Annotated in this window: 14 protein-coding genes; 10 read left to right on the forward strand and 4 right to left on the reverse strand. The window is 66.7% G+C overall.

Annotation, left to right across the window (positions count from 1 at the left end; translation table 11 throughout):
- Positions 1 to 44 precede the first annotated feature (44 nt).
- From AC1RGE_RS14260 to AC1RGE_RS14275, 4 genes are all read right to left on the reverse strand, one after another.
- Positions 45 to 1,007 (reverse strand): FecR family protein, encoded by a 963-nt coding sequence (locus AC1RGE_RS14260; protein ID WP_011059714.1) that lies wholly within the window; start codon positions 1,005 to 1,007, stop codon positions 45 to 47.
- On the reverse strand, positions 1,004 to 1,552 hold the full coding sequence (locus AC1RGE_RS14265; RefSeq protein ID WP_011059715.1) for an RNA polymerase sigma factor: 549 nt from the start codon (positions 1,550 to 1,552) through the stop codon (positions 1,004 to 1,006). The genes AC1RGE_RS14260 and AC1RGE_RS14265 overlap by 4 nt, the downstream gene beginning before the upstream one ends.
- 252 nt (positions 1,553 to 1,804) lie before the next feature.
- Positions 1,805 to 3,388 (reverse strand): rhodanese-related sulfurtransferase, encoded by a 1,584-nt coding sequence (locus AC1RGE_RS14270; RefSeq protein WP_492584511.1) that lies wholly within the window; start codon positions 3,386 to 3,388, stop codon positions 1,805 to 1,807.
- Positions 3,385 to 4,014: a cysteine dioxygenase family protein gene (locus AC1RGE_RS14275; protein WP_492584513.1), complete on the reverse strand. Its 630-nt coding sequence runs from the start codon at positions 4,012 to 4,014 to the stop codon at positions 3,385 to 3,387. The genes AC1RGE_RS14270 and AC1RGE_RS14275 overlap by 4 nt, the downstream gene beginning before the upstream one ends.
- Before the next feature lie 106 nt (positions 4,015 to 4,120).
- Between AC1RGE_RS14275 and AC1RGE_RS14280 the strand changes: the two genes are divergently transcribed.
- The 10 genes from AC1RGE_RS14280 (at position 4,121) to AC1RGE_RS14325 (ending at position 14,790) form a co-directional block, all read left to right on the forward strand.
- On the forward strand, positions 4,121 to 5,020 hold the full coding sequence (locus AC1RGE_RS14280; RefSeq protein WP_011059718.1) for a LysR family transcriptional regulator: 900 nt from the start codon (positions 4,121 to 4,123) through the stop codon (positions 5,018 to 5,020).
- A 222-nt stretch (positions 5,021 to 5,242) separates the two neighbouring features.
- A complete protein-coding gene (locus tag AC1RGE_RS14285; RefSeq protein ID WP_011059719.1) occupies positions 5,243 to 6,064 on the forward strand; it encodes an ABC transporter permease in 822 nt (273 codons plus the stop codon).
- A 3-nt stretch (positions 6,065 to 6,067) separates the two neighbouring features.
- Entirely contained in the window at positions 6,068 to 6,847 is a 780-nt protein-coding gene (locus AC1RGE_RS14290) for an ABC transporter ATP-binding protein (RefSeq protein WP_011059720.1), read from the forward strand.
- The gene (locus AC1RGE_RS14295) at positions 6,844 to 8,049 is read left to right on the forward strand and encodes an acyl-CoA dehydrogenase family protein (RefSeq protein WP_011059721.1); all 1,206 of its coding nucleotides are present in this window, start codon (positions 6,844 to 6,846) and stop codon (positions 8,047 to 8,049) included. The genes AC1RGE_RS14290 and AC1RGE_RS14295 overlap by 4 nt, the downstream gene beginning before the upstream one ends.
- On the forward strand, positions 8,046 to 8,984 hold the full coding sequence (locus AC1RGE_RS14300; RefSeq protein WP_492584515.1) for a D-isomer specific 2-hydroxyacid dehydrogenase family protein: 939 nt from the start codon (positions 8,046 to 8,048) through the stop codon (positions 8,982 to 8,984). The genes AC1RGE_RS14295 and AC1RGE_RS14300 overlap by 4 nt, the downstream gene beginning before the upstream one ends.
- Before the next feature lie 176 nt (positions 8,985 to 9,160).
- Complete coding sequence (locus AC1RGE_RS14305; RefSeq protein WP_011059723.1) at positions 9,161 to 9,970, forward strand: class II aldolase/adducin family protein; 810 nt, start codon at positions 9,161 to 9,163, stop codon at positions 9,968 to 9,970.
- A gap of 12 nt (positions 9,971 to 9,982) precedes the next feature.
- Positions 9,983 to 10,945: an ABC transporter substrate-binding protein gene (locus AC1RGE_RS14310; protein ID WP_011059724.1), complete on the forward strand. Its 963-nt coding sequence runs from the start codon at positions 9,983 to 9,985 to the stop codon at positions 10,943 to 10,945.
- Between the two features lie 203 nt (positions 10,946 to 11,148).
- Positions 11,149 to 12,360: a dipeptidase gene (locus AC1RGE_RS14315; protein WP_019094807.1), complete on the forward strand. Its 1,212-nt coding sequence runs from the start codon at positions 11,149 to 11,151 to the stop codon at positions 12,358 to 12,360.
- A gap of 266 nt (positions 12,361 to 12,626) precedes the next feature.
- The gene (locus AC1RGE_RS14320) at positions 12,627 to 14,204 is read left to right on the forward strand and encodes a flavin monoamine oxidase family protein (RefSeq protein ID WP_015634470.1); all 1,578 of its coding nucleotides are present in this window, start codon (positions 12,627 to 12,629) and stop codon (positions 14,202 to 14,204) included.
- Between the two features lie 88 nt (positions 14,205 to 14,292).
- Complete coding sequence (locus tag AC1RGE_RS14325; RefSeq protein ID WP_015634471.1) at positions 14,293 to 14,790, forward strand: RidA family protein; 498 nt, start codon at positions 14,293 to 14,295, stop codon at positions 14,788 to 14,790.
- Positions 14,791 to 14,801 lie beyond the last annotated feature (11 nt).

Here is a 14,801-nt window from a genome sequence, read left to right on the forward strand (position 1 = left end):
AAAAAACCTCATATGCGAATGCAAAATATTCTCATATGAGTGGATCAACGAGCCTCGAGCCTCAGCTGGCCGTCGGCCAGGGGTACGGCTTTTACCGGAATCAGCACGGGCAGTGCCTTGATCAGGGCGTCGGGGTCGTTGACATCGAGGTTGCCCGAGACCTTGTAGGCCCCCAGCGAACCCTCGGCCAGTTGCACCGGCTGGCGCCGATACAGGTTCAACTCATCCACCAGGCTGGCCAGGTCGCGGTTGCGAAAGGCCAGGTGCCCGCTGCGCCAGTCCGCGACCTCATCGCTGTCCAGGGTCTGCTGGCGCAGGGTGCCTTTGTGCAGGTCATAGGTGGCTTGCTGGCGGGCGCCGAGCAGGGTCAACTCCCCGGGCTTGCCGTCCGGGCTGAAGGCCACCTGGCCGTGGGCGACGCTGACCACCAGTTGGCGCTGGCCACGACGCACGTCGAAGGCGGTGCCCACCACCCGCACTTTGGCCGCGCCGCTGTGCACCCACAGCGGGCGCTCCTTGTCGGCGGCCACTTCCAGGTACAGCTGGCCCTGTTGCAGGTAGATATCACGCTGCTGGGCGCTGAAATCCACTTTCACCTGGGTGTTGGCGTTGACGTACAGGGTGCTGCCATCGGGCAGCTTGAAGGCGCGGGCGCCCTTTTCCTGGGCCGCCACCTGCTGGATGTAGGGCCCCTGGGGCGTGCCCAGGTTGACTGCCAGCACCGCACAGAGCACCGCCGCGGCCGCCGCCAGGGCCGGGCGCCAGGGGGCGGGCTTGCGCCGGGGCAGGGGAATGGGCCGGCTCAGTTGCTGCAATTGCGCAAGATCGACCCACAGTTCTTCGAACTCGGCATAGGCCCGGGCGTGGGCCGGCTCGCTGACCCAGGCATCGAAGGCCTTGCGCGTGGCGCGGTCCGGGTCGTTGCGGTTGCGGGCGAACCAGCTGGCGGCCTCGGCGTCGATCTGCTCGCTGTCGAGGTCGTTGTGGGTGCCGGAAAAGCGGGTCATTCAGGCTGCTCCTTGCCGTTTTCTCGTTGTAGGTGCTGCTTGCAGTGCAGCAGGGCAAAGGCGATGTGTTTTTCCACCATGCTCACGGAAATGCCCATGCGCTCGGCGATCTGCGTCTGGCTCAGCCCTTCGAAGCGGTGCAGCATAAGGGCTTCGCGGCGGCGCGGCGAGAGTTGGGCGAGGACTTCTTTCAACTGTTCCAGGCGTTGCAGGCGCTGGGCCGCGGGCAGGGGCTCGTGCTGCTCGTCGGCCAGGGGTTCGTTGTCCAGGCTTTGCTCGTGGTGCCCGTCCTGATGAGCCCGGGAGCGTACCTGCTGGCGCCGCCAATGATCACGCAGCAGGTTGCGTGCCATCTGGAACAGGAAGGCCCGGGGCTGTTCGACCTGGGCCCGGTCACGGTAGTCGAGCCATTGGGTGAACACGTCCTGGGTCATGTCCGCCGCGTCGCTGGCGTTGTCCGTGCGTTTACGCAGGAAATGCAGGATGTCCGCATAGAACCCGCGAACAGAGTCCGCCGACGCAGAGTCGGGCTTGGAGCGAGACATGGATATCCTTCTTGACGACGCGGTGAGCACAAGGTCGCGAATGATATCGAGAATTATTGCTATTTGCCATCCGGGCAGATTGATGATCGACCAGCACCGCCTACGCGCCCGAAATACCCCTCCTCGCAGGAGCGGGCTTGCCCGCGAGGGTGCCCTTGCGAGCGATGCCAGGCCTGCGGCCTCTTCGCCGGCAAGCCGGCTCCTACAGTGCAGAGGCGGGGTCTGTAGGAGCTGGCTTGCCAGCGAAGCGGTTCAGATGACGAAGAAGCCGTGGGTGCCATCCCGGCCCAACTGCGCCACCAGGCCGAATTCCCAGTCCAGGTAGCCCTGCATGGCTTCTTTCGGGTTGTCGGTGCCTTCATAGGGGCGCCGGTAGCGGTCGATCCGGGGTGAAGCCAGTTGCTGGCGGCTTTCTTCCACGGGCAGGCCGGCTTCGATCCAGGCCGCGGTGCCACCGCTGAGGAGGAACACCGGACGCTGGGTCAGGGCCTGCAGCTGCGGCACCACGAAGCGCGCCAGCAGGCTGCTGCCGCAGGTCAGGACATAGCGCTCCGCCTGTGGCAACTGGGCCAGGGCTTCCTGCAACTGGCTGGGCAATGCCCACCAGGCGCCGGGGATGTGGCGCTGCACGTAGTTGGCGCTGGCGGTGAAGTCCAGTACCAGGGTGCCGGGCTCCTGGAGCCAGGTGGCGAGGGTGCGGGGGCTGATTTCTTCGGCCGGCGAGGTGTCCGGCAGTGGCGCCTGCCAGGGGCCGCGCACGCTGAAGTCGCTGTCGCGCAGGCCGTCCAGCACCGCCACCTGCCAGCCCATCTGGGCCAGCCAGGAAGCGCTCATGTTGGCGCGCACGCCGTCGTCGTCCACCAGGACCAGGCGCGCACCGCGCACGCTGGCGAAGTGGTCGGTTTCCTGCACCAGTTGCCCACCGGGGGTGGAGCGGGCGCCGGGCAGGTGGCCAGCGGCGAATTCCTCCGGGGTGCGCACATCGAACAGGTAGCTGGTGCGCTTGGGGTCGGCCTGCCAGCGCCGCCACTGGGCCAGGTCGATGCGTGCCACGTCGGCGCGGTCGGCCACGGCCCGAGCGGCATCCTGGGCTGGGGCCCGCTGGGCCTCGTTGATGACCTTGAAGCGCCGGCTCTGACCGTGTTCGAGCTTCTGCCCGGCCAGGGTCCAGCCGATGGTGCCATTGCGCAGTGCCGCCACCGGGTTGGGGATGCCGGCATTCACCAGGGACTGGGTGCCGATGATGCTGCGGGTGCGCCCGGCGCAATTGACCACCACCCGGGTGCGGGGATCGGGGGCCAGCTCACGCACCCGCAGCACCAGTTCGGCCCCGGGCACGCTGGTGCTGCCGGGGATGCTCATGGTCTGGTATTCGTCGAAGCGCCGGGCATCGAGCACCACCAGGTCGGCCTGCTGGTCGAGCAGTGCCTGGAGCTCCTCGGCGGCCAGGGACGGAGTGTGGCGCTCGGCTTCCACCAGTTCGCCAAAGGCCTTGCTCGGCACGTTGACGTCCTTGAACAGCTCGCCGCCGGCGCTGCGCCAACCCTCCAGGCCGCCTGCCAGCAGGGCGACATCGCTGTAGCCCAGTTGCCGCAGGCGCGTGGCGGCGCGCTGGGCCAGCCCTTCGCCCTGGTCGTAGAGGGTGATCGGGGTGTCGCGGCGGGGGATGCGCGCATACACCTCCAGCTCCAGTTTCGACAGCGCGATGTTGGCCGCGAACAGCGGGTGGGCCTCGGCGAAGGGCGCTTCTTCACGCACATCGATCAGTGCCAGCTCCTGGCGGTCGAGCAGGGCCTGGCGGATCTGTGCCGGGCTGCGGGTCGGGAAATCGGTCATTGCAGGGGCTCCTTCGACAAGTCCCAGAGGTTAGGCAGCAAATGGTTGGAGTAGCCGGAGACAAAGGGTTTTTCCTGGCCGTCCAGGTCGTACACGGCGCGCTGCACGGCACCGATATTGGCGCCATACACATGGATGCTGACGGATACCCGATCGGCATGGGCATTGCTCACCTGATGGATGTCGCCAATGCGTGGCGACACCGCTTCCACCTGGCCCGGCACCAGGCGCAGCGGCGCGCCGGCAGGCTGCAGGCGGCCGTCGGCCAGGCGTTGGAACCCCTGGCTGTCCTCGGCGCCGCGCAGCATGCCGATCAGGCCCCAGACCCGGTGGTCGTGGATCGGTGTGCGCTGCCCAGGGCCCCAGACGAAGCTGACGATGGAGAAGCGCTGGCGCGAGTCGGCATGCAGCAGGAACTGCTGGTAGCGCTGCGGATCCGGCTGGGCGAAGGCCGCGGGCAGCCAGTCGTCCTGGCTCACCAGCTGGTGCAGCAGCGCGGCGCCCTGGTCCAGCACCCGGGCTTCATCGGGATGGCTGTCCAGCAGCTCGGCCAGAGCGGCGATAAAGTCCCGCAGGCGGGCGAAGTTGGCTGATTCGATGGCGACTGTCGTGGCGTTGTGGGGCATGGGCTCCCTCCGTGGACACAAGGCAAATGACGCGAACTACACGGGCGAGCTAAAAGGTATTATTCTTATCGAACATTTTTCCAGTCATTTATTATGCGAAAAAAGAATGAAGATAGATGATCTGAATGCGTTCGTGGCGGTAATCCGCTGCCAGACCATCAGCCAGGCGGCCGATGCCCTGCAGTTGACCCAGCCAGCCATTACCCGCCGGGTGCAGAATTTCGAGGAAGCCCTGGGGGTGGAATTGCTGGACCGCAACACCAAGCCGCTCAAGCCCACCAGCATGGGCTTGCGGGTCTATGGCCAGTGCCTGGAAGTGCTGCGCAGCATTGACGCGCTGAATGAACTGGTGGCCAATGACGGCGCCCCCAGTGGTGCCCTGCGCATCGGCGTGCCGCAGACCATCGGCGATGTGGTGCTGCTCGATGCCCTGAGCCAGTTGAAGGCGCTGTATCCGCAGTTGCAGACCTCGGTGGCCACGGGCTGGGGCAGCCACCTGTTGAGCAAGGTCGAGAACGGTGAGCTGGATGTGGTGGCGGCGCTGTTTCCCGCTGGCAAGGTCTTCCCCGAAGGGGTGGTGGGCCGTTCCCTGGGCAGCATGAACCTGGTGGTGGTGGCGGCCAAGGGCGAGGTGCGCAAGCGCTCGTGCAAACTGGCCGACTGTTACCAGCGCGGCTGGGTGCTGAACCCGGACGGCTGCGGCTTTCGTGCCGGCCTGCAACGGGCGCTGAGCGCACAGGGGCTGTCGTTGCAGATCAACCTGGAAACCTTCGGCACCGAGCTGCAACTGGGGTTGATCGCCAATGGCCTGGGCTATGGCCTGGTGCCGCTGCCGCTGCTGGAAAACAGCAGCCATCGGGACAAGCTGGAGATCGTCCCGGTCAGCGACTTCAAGCCGGTGATCGACCTGTGGCTGGTCCACCCGCGGTTCCTCGGCAACCTGCAAGAGCCGGTGAGCATGTTCGGCGAGATGGTCGCCGCCCGCGTCGGCAAGGCTGCGCCGTAGGAGCTGGCTTGCCAGCGAAGGCGCCCTCAAGGCCGGCGCAAACCTCAGGGGGCTGTTCGCCGGAAAGCCGGCTCCTTCGGATTGTTTTTGATTATTGATTTGCATGTCTTGGCAATCATTGAATGCAATTTTTGTATATTAAGTTAGAACCAAAACGAATTTCACGGACGTTTTTTATGTAGTTAGCATGGGGCTCGAACGCGCTGAAATAAGGATGTTGCGATGCCTGCGCCAGCCCCCCTCACCTCGTCCCGTCGCTGGGCCGAGCGCCCCGGATACCAGCTCCTGGGCAACCTGCTGCTGCGCCTGGTCAGCCCGTTGCTGCTTCTGCTGGTGTGGGAACTGGCCTCGCGCAGCGGGCTGTTGCCGGCGCGGATCATCGCCGCTCCCAGTACCATCGGCGGCACCCTGTGGCAGATGCTCGGCAGCGGCGAACTGGCCGGGCACCTGTGGGTGTCCCTCAAGCGCGCCCTCAGTGGCCTGACCATCGGCGTCAGCCTGGGCACGCTCCTGGCCCTGGTGGCCGGGTTGTCCCGGCGCGGCGAGCTCGCCATCGATTCCCCCATGCAGATGCTGCGCACCCTGCCGTTCCTGGCCATAGTGCCGCTGTTCATTCTCTGGTTCGGCGTGGGCGAGACGCCGAAGATCGCGCTGATCGCCCTGGGCACTACCTTTCCTATCTACCTCACGCTGTTTTCCGGCATTCGCAGCCTCGATCCCAAGCTGGTGGAGGCCGCGACCCTGCTGGGCCTCAAACGCTGGGAACTGATCGTCCACGTGATCCTGCCCGGGGCCCTGCCGGCGTTCTTCGTCGGCCTGCGCTATGCCTTCGGCATCAGTTGGCTGGGGCTGGTGGTGGTGGAGCAGATCAACGCCAGCGCCGGTATCGGCTACCTGGTCAACGACGCGCGGGACTTCATGCGCACCGACGTGATCGTCATCTGCCTCCTGGTCTACAGCGTGCTCGGCCTGGGCATCGACGGGCTGGTGCGCGGCCTTGAACGTTGCGCCCTGGCCTGGCGCCCGACCTTTATCAGGAACTGACCCATGACTCTGTCATTGCCCCAGCAGGGCCGCCTGCGCGCTGCCGTCGAATGCCGCCGGATCACCCGGCGCTTTGCCGGGCAGGCGGTGCTCGATGGCCTGGATCTGGACATCGCTCCCGGGGAGTTCGTGGCCCTCCTGGGCAGCAGCGGTTCGGGCAAGACCACCTTGCTGCGAACCCTGGCCGGGCTGGAACCCATCGACCAGGGCCAGTTGCAGGTGCCTTCGGCCATGGCCGCAGTGTTCCAGGAGCCACGGTTGATGCCCTGGAAGCGCGTGTGGCGCAACGTTGCCCTTGGCGTGCGTGGGGCCGGGGCCCGGGAGCGGGCCGAGGCAGCGCTGGAGGAGGTCGGGCTGGCCCACCGGCTCAATGCCTGGCCAGGCACCTTGTCCGGCGGCGAGGCCCAGCGAGTGGCGTTGGCCCGGGCCCTGGTACGCGAGCCGCACCTGTTGCTGCTGGATGAGCCCTTCGCCGCTCTGGACGCCCTGACCCGGATCCGCATGCACCAACTGATCATCCGCCTGTGGCGGGTGCACACCCCGGCGGTGCTGCTGGTGACCCACGATGTCGACGAGGCGCTGCTGCTGGCCGATCGGGTGCTGGTGCTGGCCAACGGGCAAATCGCCGAGCAATTGCCAATCCGCCTGCCGCGTCCGCGTCAGGCCTCCACCCCTGGGTTCCAGGCACTGCGCGCGCGGTTGCTGCAACTGCTGGGTGTGGAAACCGAGGCCGAGCCGGCCGTCGACATCTCCCTTCCCTTGAGCAGGACCGCCAGCCGATGAGCCTTTCCAGCGTGCAACCGTCTCCGTCCGTGTCCCGTCCCGTCCCTGATCCAGACTCCAGCGAGTTCGCCGACCTGCTGCAGCAACTGAGTGAAGAATTCGCCGCTACCGCAGCGCACTACGACCGTCACAGCGAATTTCCCCACGCCAACCTGCAACGCCTGCACCAGCATGGCCTGCTGGCCCTGACCGTGCCCCGGGCCCTGGGCGGCAGCGAGGCGACCCTGGCCCAGGCGCGACGAGTGATAGGCGCCGTGGCCCGGGGCGAGCCTTCCACTGCGCTGGTGCTGGTGATGCAGTACCTGCAGCACACGCGCCTGCAACAGAACACGGCCTGGCCGCTGCACCTGCGCCAGCGCGTGGCCCGGGAGGCGGTGCAAGAGGGTGCCCTGATCAACGCCCTGCGGGTCGAGCCGGACCTGGGTACCCCGGCCCGGGGCGGTTTGCCGGCGACCCTGGCACGACGAGTCGAGGGCGGCTGGCTGCTCAGCGGGCGCAAGATCTACTCCACCGGCATTCCCGGGCTGACCTGGCTTGCGGTCTGGGCCCGCAGCGACGAGGCCGAGCCGCAAGTGGGTACCTGGCTGGTCCACCGTGACAGCCCCGGGATCAGCGTCGAGGAAACCTGGGACCACCTGGGCATGCGCGCCACCGGCAGCCACGACGTGATCTTCGATGAGGTGTTCGTGCCCGAGGAACAGGCGGTGGATATCCAGCTGGCTCACGTGCCCCGGCCTTCCGAGCTGGACAGCAAGGGCGTGCTCTGGCTGGCGGTGCTGCTCTCTGCCATCTACGACGGCGTGGCCCGGGCCGCCCGCGACTGGCTGCTGGGCTGGCTGGCCCAGCGTGCCCCGGCCAACCTTGGCGCACCGTTGTCGAGCCTGCCGCGCTTTCAGGAACTGATCGGGCGCATCGACGCCTTGCTGCTCAACAACCGGGTGCTGCTCGATGCCGCCGCCGAAGGGCGGATCGCCCCGGGGGAGGCGACCCAGATCAAATACCTGGTGACCAGCAACGCCATCAGCGCCGTGGAGCTGGGCATCGAAGCCATCGGCAACCCCGGGCTGGCCCGGGGCAACCCCATCGAGCGGCATTACCGCGATGTGCTGTGCAGCCGCATTCATACCCCGCAGAACGACGCGATTCTCGGTGCCGTGGGGCGCGCCGCCTTTGCCTTGCCCAGCCGCGGAGCCCAGGCGTGACGCGCATCGCCAGCCAGCTCGACGAGCACTTCAACCAGCAGTTGCGCCAGTGGCTGCCGGGGGTGGAAGTACTGAGCCTGCCCCGGGGCCTGCCGTGTGGCTTGCCCGCCGATATCGAGGTGCTGCTGGCCGCGCCCCACGCCGATTTTCGCAACGCGCCAGTGCCGCCGGCGGGCTGGCCGTTTGGCCTGCGCTTCGTGCAACTGGTGACTTCGGGCCTGGATTATTTTCCTCGCTGGCTGTTCCAGGACCTGCCGGTGGCCAGTGCCCGAGGCAGCACCGCCGAAAGCATTGCCGAGTTTGCCCTGGCGGCGATCTTCGCCGCCGCCAAGCAACTGCCCCAGGTGTGGATCGAGCGCGCCGAGCACTGGCAGCAACGGCCGCTGGCCTCGGTGGCCGGCAGCACCCTGGGGCTGTTCGGCTTTGGCAGCATCGCCCGGGAGCTGGCGCTCAAGGCCCAGGCCCTGGGCATGCAGGTACTGGCCCTGCGGCGTTCGGCGCAGCCGTTCGAGGTGCCCGGGGTGGAGGCGGTGGCCGACCTGCAGGAGCTGTTTGCCCGCGCCGATCACCTGCTGCTGGCGGTGCCGTTGACCGAGCAGACCCGGGGCATCATTGATGCCGATGTACTGGCAGCGGCCAAGCCAGGGTTGCACCTGATCAATATCGCTCGCGGTGCGCTGATCGATCAGCCGGCGCTGTTGCAGGCCCTGGACACCGGGCGCATCGCCCTGGCCAGCCTGGACGTGGCCGACCCCGAGCCGTTGCCCGAGGGGCATCCTTTCTATCGCCACCCGGGTATTCGCCTGTCGCCCCACACCTCGGCCAATTCGCCCCGGGTCTACCTGAATATCGCGCGCCTGCTGGGACGCAATCTCCAGCGCTGGGGCGATGGTTTACCCCTGGAAAACCCGGTGGAGATCCAGCGTGGCTACTAACGCGCGGTTCCAGCCTTGGCCGGCAGCGCTTCGTGTAGCCGCTGCCGCAGGCAGCGCACGGACCGAAGGGCCGCCGGGGTTCTCAAGACCGCTGAAGGTTCGGCGGGAGATCGCCAAGCAAGGCCTTGCGGGCCTTTTCGCACAGGGTGTTCATGACAATTTCAAGGAGAGCGGATATGACCGCACATTTTCGCCCCGCGGTGTATGACTTGCCCCGCGATGGCCATACGGTTTTTCGCTGGGAGCATCCGCCCCAGCAGGCCACCGTCGAGCTGGAGCGCCTGCAGCGCAAGCAGAGCCTGGCCGCGGCGTTCCGGGTGTTCGCCCGGCTGGGGTTCGACATGGGCGGCGCCGGGCATATCACGGTGCGTGACCCGGGGCGCCCGGACCATTTCTGGGTCAACCCGGTGGGGGTGTATTTCGGCCATGTACGGGTCCGCGACCTGTTGCTGGTCAACCCCGAAGGGGCAGTGATCGAAGGCGAGGGCGCGTTGAACCTGGCGGCGTTCGCCATCCATGCGGCGCTGCATGAAGCCCATCCCGAGGTGGTCGCCGCGGCCCATGCCCATTCGCTGTACGGCAAGGCCTGGTCGAGCCTGGGGCGCTTGCTTGATCCGCTGACCCAGGACGCCTGCGCTTTCTATGAAAGGCACGGGCTGTTCGACAACTTTTCCGGGGTGGTGCTGGAGGCCAGCGAGGGCGTGCGGATCGCCGCCGCACTGGCGGGGCGCAAGGCGCTGATCCTGCAGAACCACGGCCTGCTCACCGTGGGTGAAACCGTCGAGGCGGCGGTGTGGCGCTTCATCGCCATGGACAACGCCGCCCAGACTCAACTGCTGGCCGAAGCTGCCGGCACCCCGCGGCCCATTCCCCATGAGGTGGCGCGCCACACCGCACGCCAGGTCGGCACCGAGTTTGGCGGCTGGTTCAGTTTCCAGCCTTACCGCGAGCGGATCGTGCGCGAAGAACCGGACTTTCTCGATTAAGGACCATTGCCCATGCAGCGTCGTCATTTTCTCCAACTCTCGGCCCTGGCCGGTCTGGCCGCCGCCTTGCCACGCCTGGGCCTGGGAGCCTCCGTGGACCTGTCCGGGGTCACCCTGAACGTCGCCACCTACAAGGGGGCGGCGCCGAGCTTCTTTGCCGAGGCGGGCATCGAGCCGCCGCCCTACAAGGTCAAGTACGCTGAGTTCACCGGCGGCAACCTGAGCTTCGAGGCCCTGGTCAGCGGCACCCTGGACATCTCGCCGATGAGCGAGATCCCGCCGATCTTCGGGATCAAGAACCACGCCCCGGTGAAGCTGATCGCGGTGCTCACCGGCGACGTCAACAACCAGGCCTTCATCGTGCCCAAGGGCTCTGCAGTGCAGTCGGTGGCCGAGCTCAAGGGTAAGCGCATCGGTTATATCCGCTCCACCAGTTCCCATTACTTTCTGCTCAAGGCGCTGAAGGAGCAGGGCCTGGGCTTTGCCGATATCGTGCCCATGGCGCTGACTGCGCAGGACGGTTTCGCCGCGTTCCAGAACGGTGCCCTGGATGCCTGGGTCAGCTTCGGCTACTTCATCCAGCTGGCGGAACTGCGGGCCGGGGCCCGGGTATTGAAGACCGGCCAGGGCTACCTGTCCGGCAACTACGTGATCGCCGCCAACCAGCAGAGCATCGCCGACCCGGCCAAGCACGCGGCGATCACCGACTACATCCTGCGCGAGTACCGCTCCTGGCAGTGGATTGCCAGCCACCCCGAGGAATGGGCGACCAGGAGCGCGCAGATTCTCGGCATGCCCCGGGAAGTGTTCCTTGCCCAGTACCGGGCCCAGAGCGGCCCGCGCCTGCTGCAACCGGTGGACGACGCAGCGGTGAAATCCCAGCAGGACGTGGCCGACCTGTTCTTCGAGGCCGGCGTACTGCCCCAGCAACTGGATGTATCCGGCCTGTGGGACCGCAGCTTCCACTGGACCTGAGCCTGTAGCCGCCGGCTTGCCGGCGAAAGGGCGATGACGCCTTCGCTGGCCAGCCAGCTCCTACGGAACACCCGACACCCCATGTAGGAGCCGGCTTGCCGGCGAAGAGGCCCTCAAACCTTGCACTGGCCAGGATGACGCTTTCGCTGGCCAGCCAGCTCTTGCGATCCGGGGGGAAATTCTTTCATTGGCCAGGAGGCCGCATGTTTACCCGAACCTTGCTGTGCCTGGCGCTGGCCAGCCCCTGGGCCTTGGCCGACAGCCCCGCCCAAGCCCTGCACCAGCGCCTGATCGTGCTCGACAGCCACCTCGATACCCCCATGCAACTGGCCCGCCCCGGTTGGGACATCACCCAGCGCCATCGCTACCAGGACGACCTGTCCCAGGTCGATCTGCCACGGATGAAAGAGGGCGGCCTGGACGGCGGTTTCTGGGCCATTTTCACCCCCCAGGGGCCGCTCACCGCCGAAGGCCGGACCCTGGCCAGCGAACATGGGCTGGCGGTGCTGGCGCGGATCCGCGACCTGCTGGGCGCCCACCCCGATGATTTCGCCCTGGCCCTGACGGCTGGCGATGTACCGGCCATCGTCGCCCGTGGCCAGCGTGTGGTTTTCATCAGCATGGAAAACGCCCAGCCCCTGGCCGCCGATCCGGCACGCTTGCACACCTATTACCGCCAGGGCCTGCGCATGCTCGGCCTGGTGCACTCGGCCAACAACGATTTCGCCGACTCGGCCACCGCCCTGCCGCAGTGGCGCGGCCTGAGCCCGGCGGGCCGGGAGCTGGTGGCCGAGGCCAATCGCCTGGGGATACTGCTGGATGTCTCCCATGCCTCGGACCAGGTGTTCGACCAGGTCCTGGCGCTGTCGAGGGCGCCGATCATTGCCTCCCATTCCAGCAGCCGTGCAATCACCGCCCATCCACGCAACCTGGATGACCGGCGCCTGCGGCAACTGGCGGCCAGGGGCGGTGTGGTGCAGGTCAACAGCTTTCCCAGCGACCTGATCAACCTTGCGCCCAATCCCGAGCGGGACAAGGCCCTGGGGCCGTTGTACCGCGAGTTCCGCCTGGCGGCGAGCATGAGCCCGGAACAGGTGGCGGACCTGGCCGAACGCATTCGCCAGGTCGAAGCCCGCTACCCGCAGCCCAGGGCCAGCCTGGACGATTACCTGCGCCACCTGCTGCACATCCTGGAAGTGGTCGGCCCGGATCATGTGGGCATCGGCGCCGACTGGGACGGCGGTGGCGGGGTACAGGGGCTCGAAGATGTCGCGCAACTGCCACGGATTACCCAGCGCCTGTTGGCGGCGGGCTACAGCGAAGCGGACCTGGCGAAGATCTGGGGCGGCAACTTGTTGCGCGTTCTCGACGCCGCCCAGGCCGTAGGAGCCGGCTTGCCGGCGAAGGGGCGCTGATGCCGGCGCGAGCCGTGGGGCTTCTTCGCTGGCAAGCCGGTTCCTGGCGGGGCGAGTATGGCCAGGCACGGCCAGGCGCAGGGCTATGCGCGGAGCGCAGAATCTTTTGGCTTGAATATGAAACAAAGTAATATTTGCATATGCTTAAAATGTATTTCTCTTATTAAATAAGCGCCCCTAGGATGGCTTCACATAGACCCAAGTGACTGCATAAGTCGCCGATCTATAACCGAACGCACTATCCATCCGCAGCAGGGAGCGCTTGCATGCCACTGACCAGAAGACAATTGATCGCCCGTATTGCCGCTGTCGGCGGGGTCCAGGCGGCGAGCGCGGTCATGGGCCTGTTCGGCGCCAGCGCAACGGCCGAAGCGTTCGAGGAAAACTACGCGGCGCTGCCCACGGCGGCGCTGGGCAAGGGCGCCAGCGTGGTGGTGATCGGCGCCGGGATCGGTGGCCTGGTCAGCGCCTACGAGTTGAGCAAGGCCGGGTTCAAGGTGACCTTGCTGGAAGCCCGGGACCGGGTCGGCGGGCGCAACTGGACGGTGCGTGGTGGCGATCGGGTGGAGTACAGCGACGGCAGCACCCAGGTCGCGCAATTCGGGGAGGGGTTCTACCTCAATGCCGGGGCCGGCCGCCTGCCCAGCCACCATCAGTTGATGCTCGGCTACTGCCGCGAGCTGGGGGTGGAGCTGGAGGTGCTGGTCAATACCAGCCGCAACGCCCTGGTGCGTCCGGACCTTGACCAGCCAGCGTTGCAGATCCGCCAGGCGGTCAATGACAGCCGCGGGCATTTTTCCGAGCTGCTGGCCAAGGCCGTCAATCGCCATGCCCTGGATCAGGAGCTGACACCAGCCGATCGCAGCAACCTGCTGAGTTTCCTGAAAACCTGGGGTGATCTTTCCGACAAGCTGGAGTACCTGGGTTCGGCCCGCTCCGGCTACAAGGTCTGGCCCGGCGCCGGCGACCAGCTGGCGCAGAAGAATGATCCGCTGCCGTTGCAGACCCTGCTCAACCCGGCGCTGACCACGGCGTTGATGATCGACGAATACCCGGAGTTCTCGCCCACCATGTTCCAGCCGGTGGGGGGTATGGACCGCATTCCCCAGGCCTTTGCCCGGCGCCTGAAAGGCCAGTTGCGGCTGCACAGCGAGGTGCGTTCCATCAGCAACCAGGCCGACAGCGCCGAAGTGGTCTACCTGGACCGGCGCACCGGCCGCACCCACAACCTCAAGGCCGACTACGTGATCAGTAGCCTGCCCCTGCCGCTGCTGGCCAAGGTGCAGAACAACTTCAGCGCCCCGGTGCGCCAGGCCATCGGCGCGGTGCAGTTCGGCTACGCCAACAAGGTGGCCTGGCAGTCGCGGCGCTTCTGGGAAAGCCAGTACCAGATATACGGCGGGCTGTCGTTCATCAACCAGGAAGCCTCCGGGCTGTGGTACCCCAGCGGCGGTTTCAACCAGGCCGAAGGGGTGCTGGTGGCGGCCTACAACAACGGCGAAACCGCCCGACGGTTCGGGGAGAAAACCCTGGCCCAGCAGATCGAGATTTCCCGTCAGGCGGTGGAGCTCCTGCACCCCGGGCACAGCCAGGAACTGCGCAATCCGCTGGTGATTGCCTGGAGCAAGATCCCCTACAACTTCGGCCCCTGGATCAGTCATGAAGTGGCTGAGCCGGACTACGGCCTGCTCAACCAGCCCCAGGGCCGGGTCTACCTCACCAGCGACGGCCTGGCCCACAGCGGCGTGGGCATCTGGCAGGAAGCCGCCGCCGGCGCGGCGCGGCGGGTGGTGCGGCAACTTTTCCAACGGGCGCAAGGCTCGTCGCTACAGCAAACGGCCTGAAAAAGCCGAGCACTCACACAACAGCGGTAACCCATGCCGGGTAGCGGACCTCCGAGGCTGGCACACACAACCTTGGGAGCGTCTTTGCATGTCTTTGAAAAACACCGTCGTAGGGCTGGGGCTGTTGTTCGCCGCCAGCAGCAGTTGGGCCGCGGGAATCCAGCGCGTGCCGTCCAGCTACCCCAATTCGCCGATCCTGCAATCGGTGACCCTGCCCGCCAACAGCGAGGTGACCTACCTCTCCGGGCTGCTGCCGGACCCGGTGGACCCCAAGGCGTCCAAGGAGCAGATCCACGCCGAGGGCAACACCGAGGCCCAGGCCCGGGTGGTGCTGCGCAAGGTGGAGACGATCCTCGCCAGCCAGGGCCTGACCCTGGGGGACGTGGTGCAACTGCGCATCTACCTGGTAGGGGACCCGGCCCTGGGCGGCAAGCTGGATTTCGACGGCCTGCAAGTGGCCTTCCGCGAGTTCTTCGGCACCCAGAAGCAGCCGCTCAAGCCCGCCCGGACCACGGTGCAAGTGGCGGGGCTGGTGCTGCCCGGCGCCTTGATCGAAGTCGAAACCGTTGCCGCCCGAGCGCGCTGAGCCGCCTGTCA

It is taken from the genome of Pseudomonas sp. GW823-FHT02C05, from assembly GCF_058797595.1.

What these genes read in the sequence shown, in the direction of transcription:
- AC1RGE_RS14310 (WP_011059724.1), top strand. Translation starts at nt 9,983, where the DNA reads ATGCAGCGTCGTCATTTTCTCCAACTCTCGGCCCTGGCCGGTCTGGCC.
- AC1RGE_RS14280 (WP_011059718.1), top strand. Translation starts at nt 4,121, where the DNA reads ATGAAGATAGATGATCTGAATGCGTTCGTGGCGGTAATCCGCTGCCAG.
- AC1RGE_RS14295 (WP_011059721.1), top strand. Translation starts at nt 6,844, where the DNA reads ATGAGCCTTTCCAGCGTGCAACCGTCTCCGTCCGTGTCCCGTCCCGTC.
- AC1RGE_RS14325 (WP_015634471.1), top strand. Translation starts at nt 14,293, where the DNA reads ATGTCTTTGAAAAACACCGTCGTAGGGCTGGGGCTGTTGTTCGCCGCC.
- AC1RGE_RS14305 (WP_011059723.1), top strand. Translation starts at nt 9,161, where the DNA reads ATGACCGCACATTTTCGCCCCGCGGTGTATGACTTGCCCCGCGATGGC.
- AC1RGE_RS14285 (WP_011059719.1), top strand. Translation starts at nt 5,243, where the DNA reads ATGCCTGCGCCAGCCCCCCTCACCTCGTCCCGTCGCTGGGCCGAGCGC.
- AC1RGE_RS14290 (WP_011059720.1), top strand. Translation starts at nt 6,068, where the DNA reads ATGACTCTGTCATTGCCCCAGCAGGGCCGCCTGCGCGCTGCCGTCGAA.
- AC1RGE_RS14275 (WP_492584513.1), bottom strand. Translation starts at nt 4,014, where the DNA reads ATGCCCCACAACGCCACGACAGTCGCCATCGAATCAGCCAACTTCGCC.
- AC1RGE_RS14260 (WP_011059714.1), bottom strand. Translation starts at nt 1,007, where the DNA reads ATGACCCGCTTTTCCGGCACCCACAACGACCTCGACAGCGAGCAGATC.
- AC1RGE_RS14320 (WP_015634470.1), top strand. Translation starts at nt 12,627, where the DNA reads ATGCCACTGACCAGAAGACAATTGATCGCCCGTATTGCCGCTGTCGGC.
- AC1RGE_RS14265 (WP_011059715.1), bottom strand. Translation starts at nt 1,552, where the DNA reads ATGTCTCGCTCCAAGCCCGACTCTGCGTCGGCGGACTCTGTTCGCGGG.
- AC1RGE_RS14315 (WP_019094807.1), top strand. Translation starts at nt 11,149, where the DNA reads ATGTTTACCCGAACCTTGCTGTGCCTGGCGCTGGCCAGCCCCTGGGCC.
- AC1RGE_RS14270 (WP_492584511.1), bottom strand. Translation starts at nt 3,388, where the DNA reads ATGACCGATTTCCCGACCCGCAGCCCGGCACAGATCCGCCAGGCCCTG.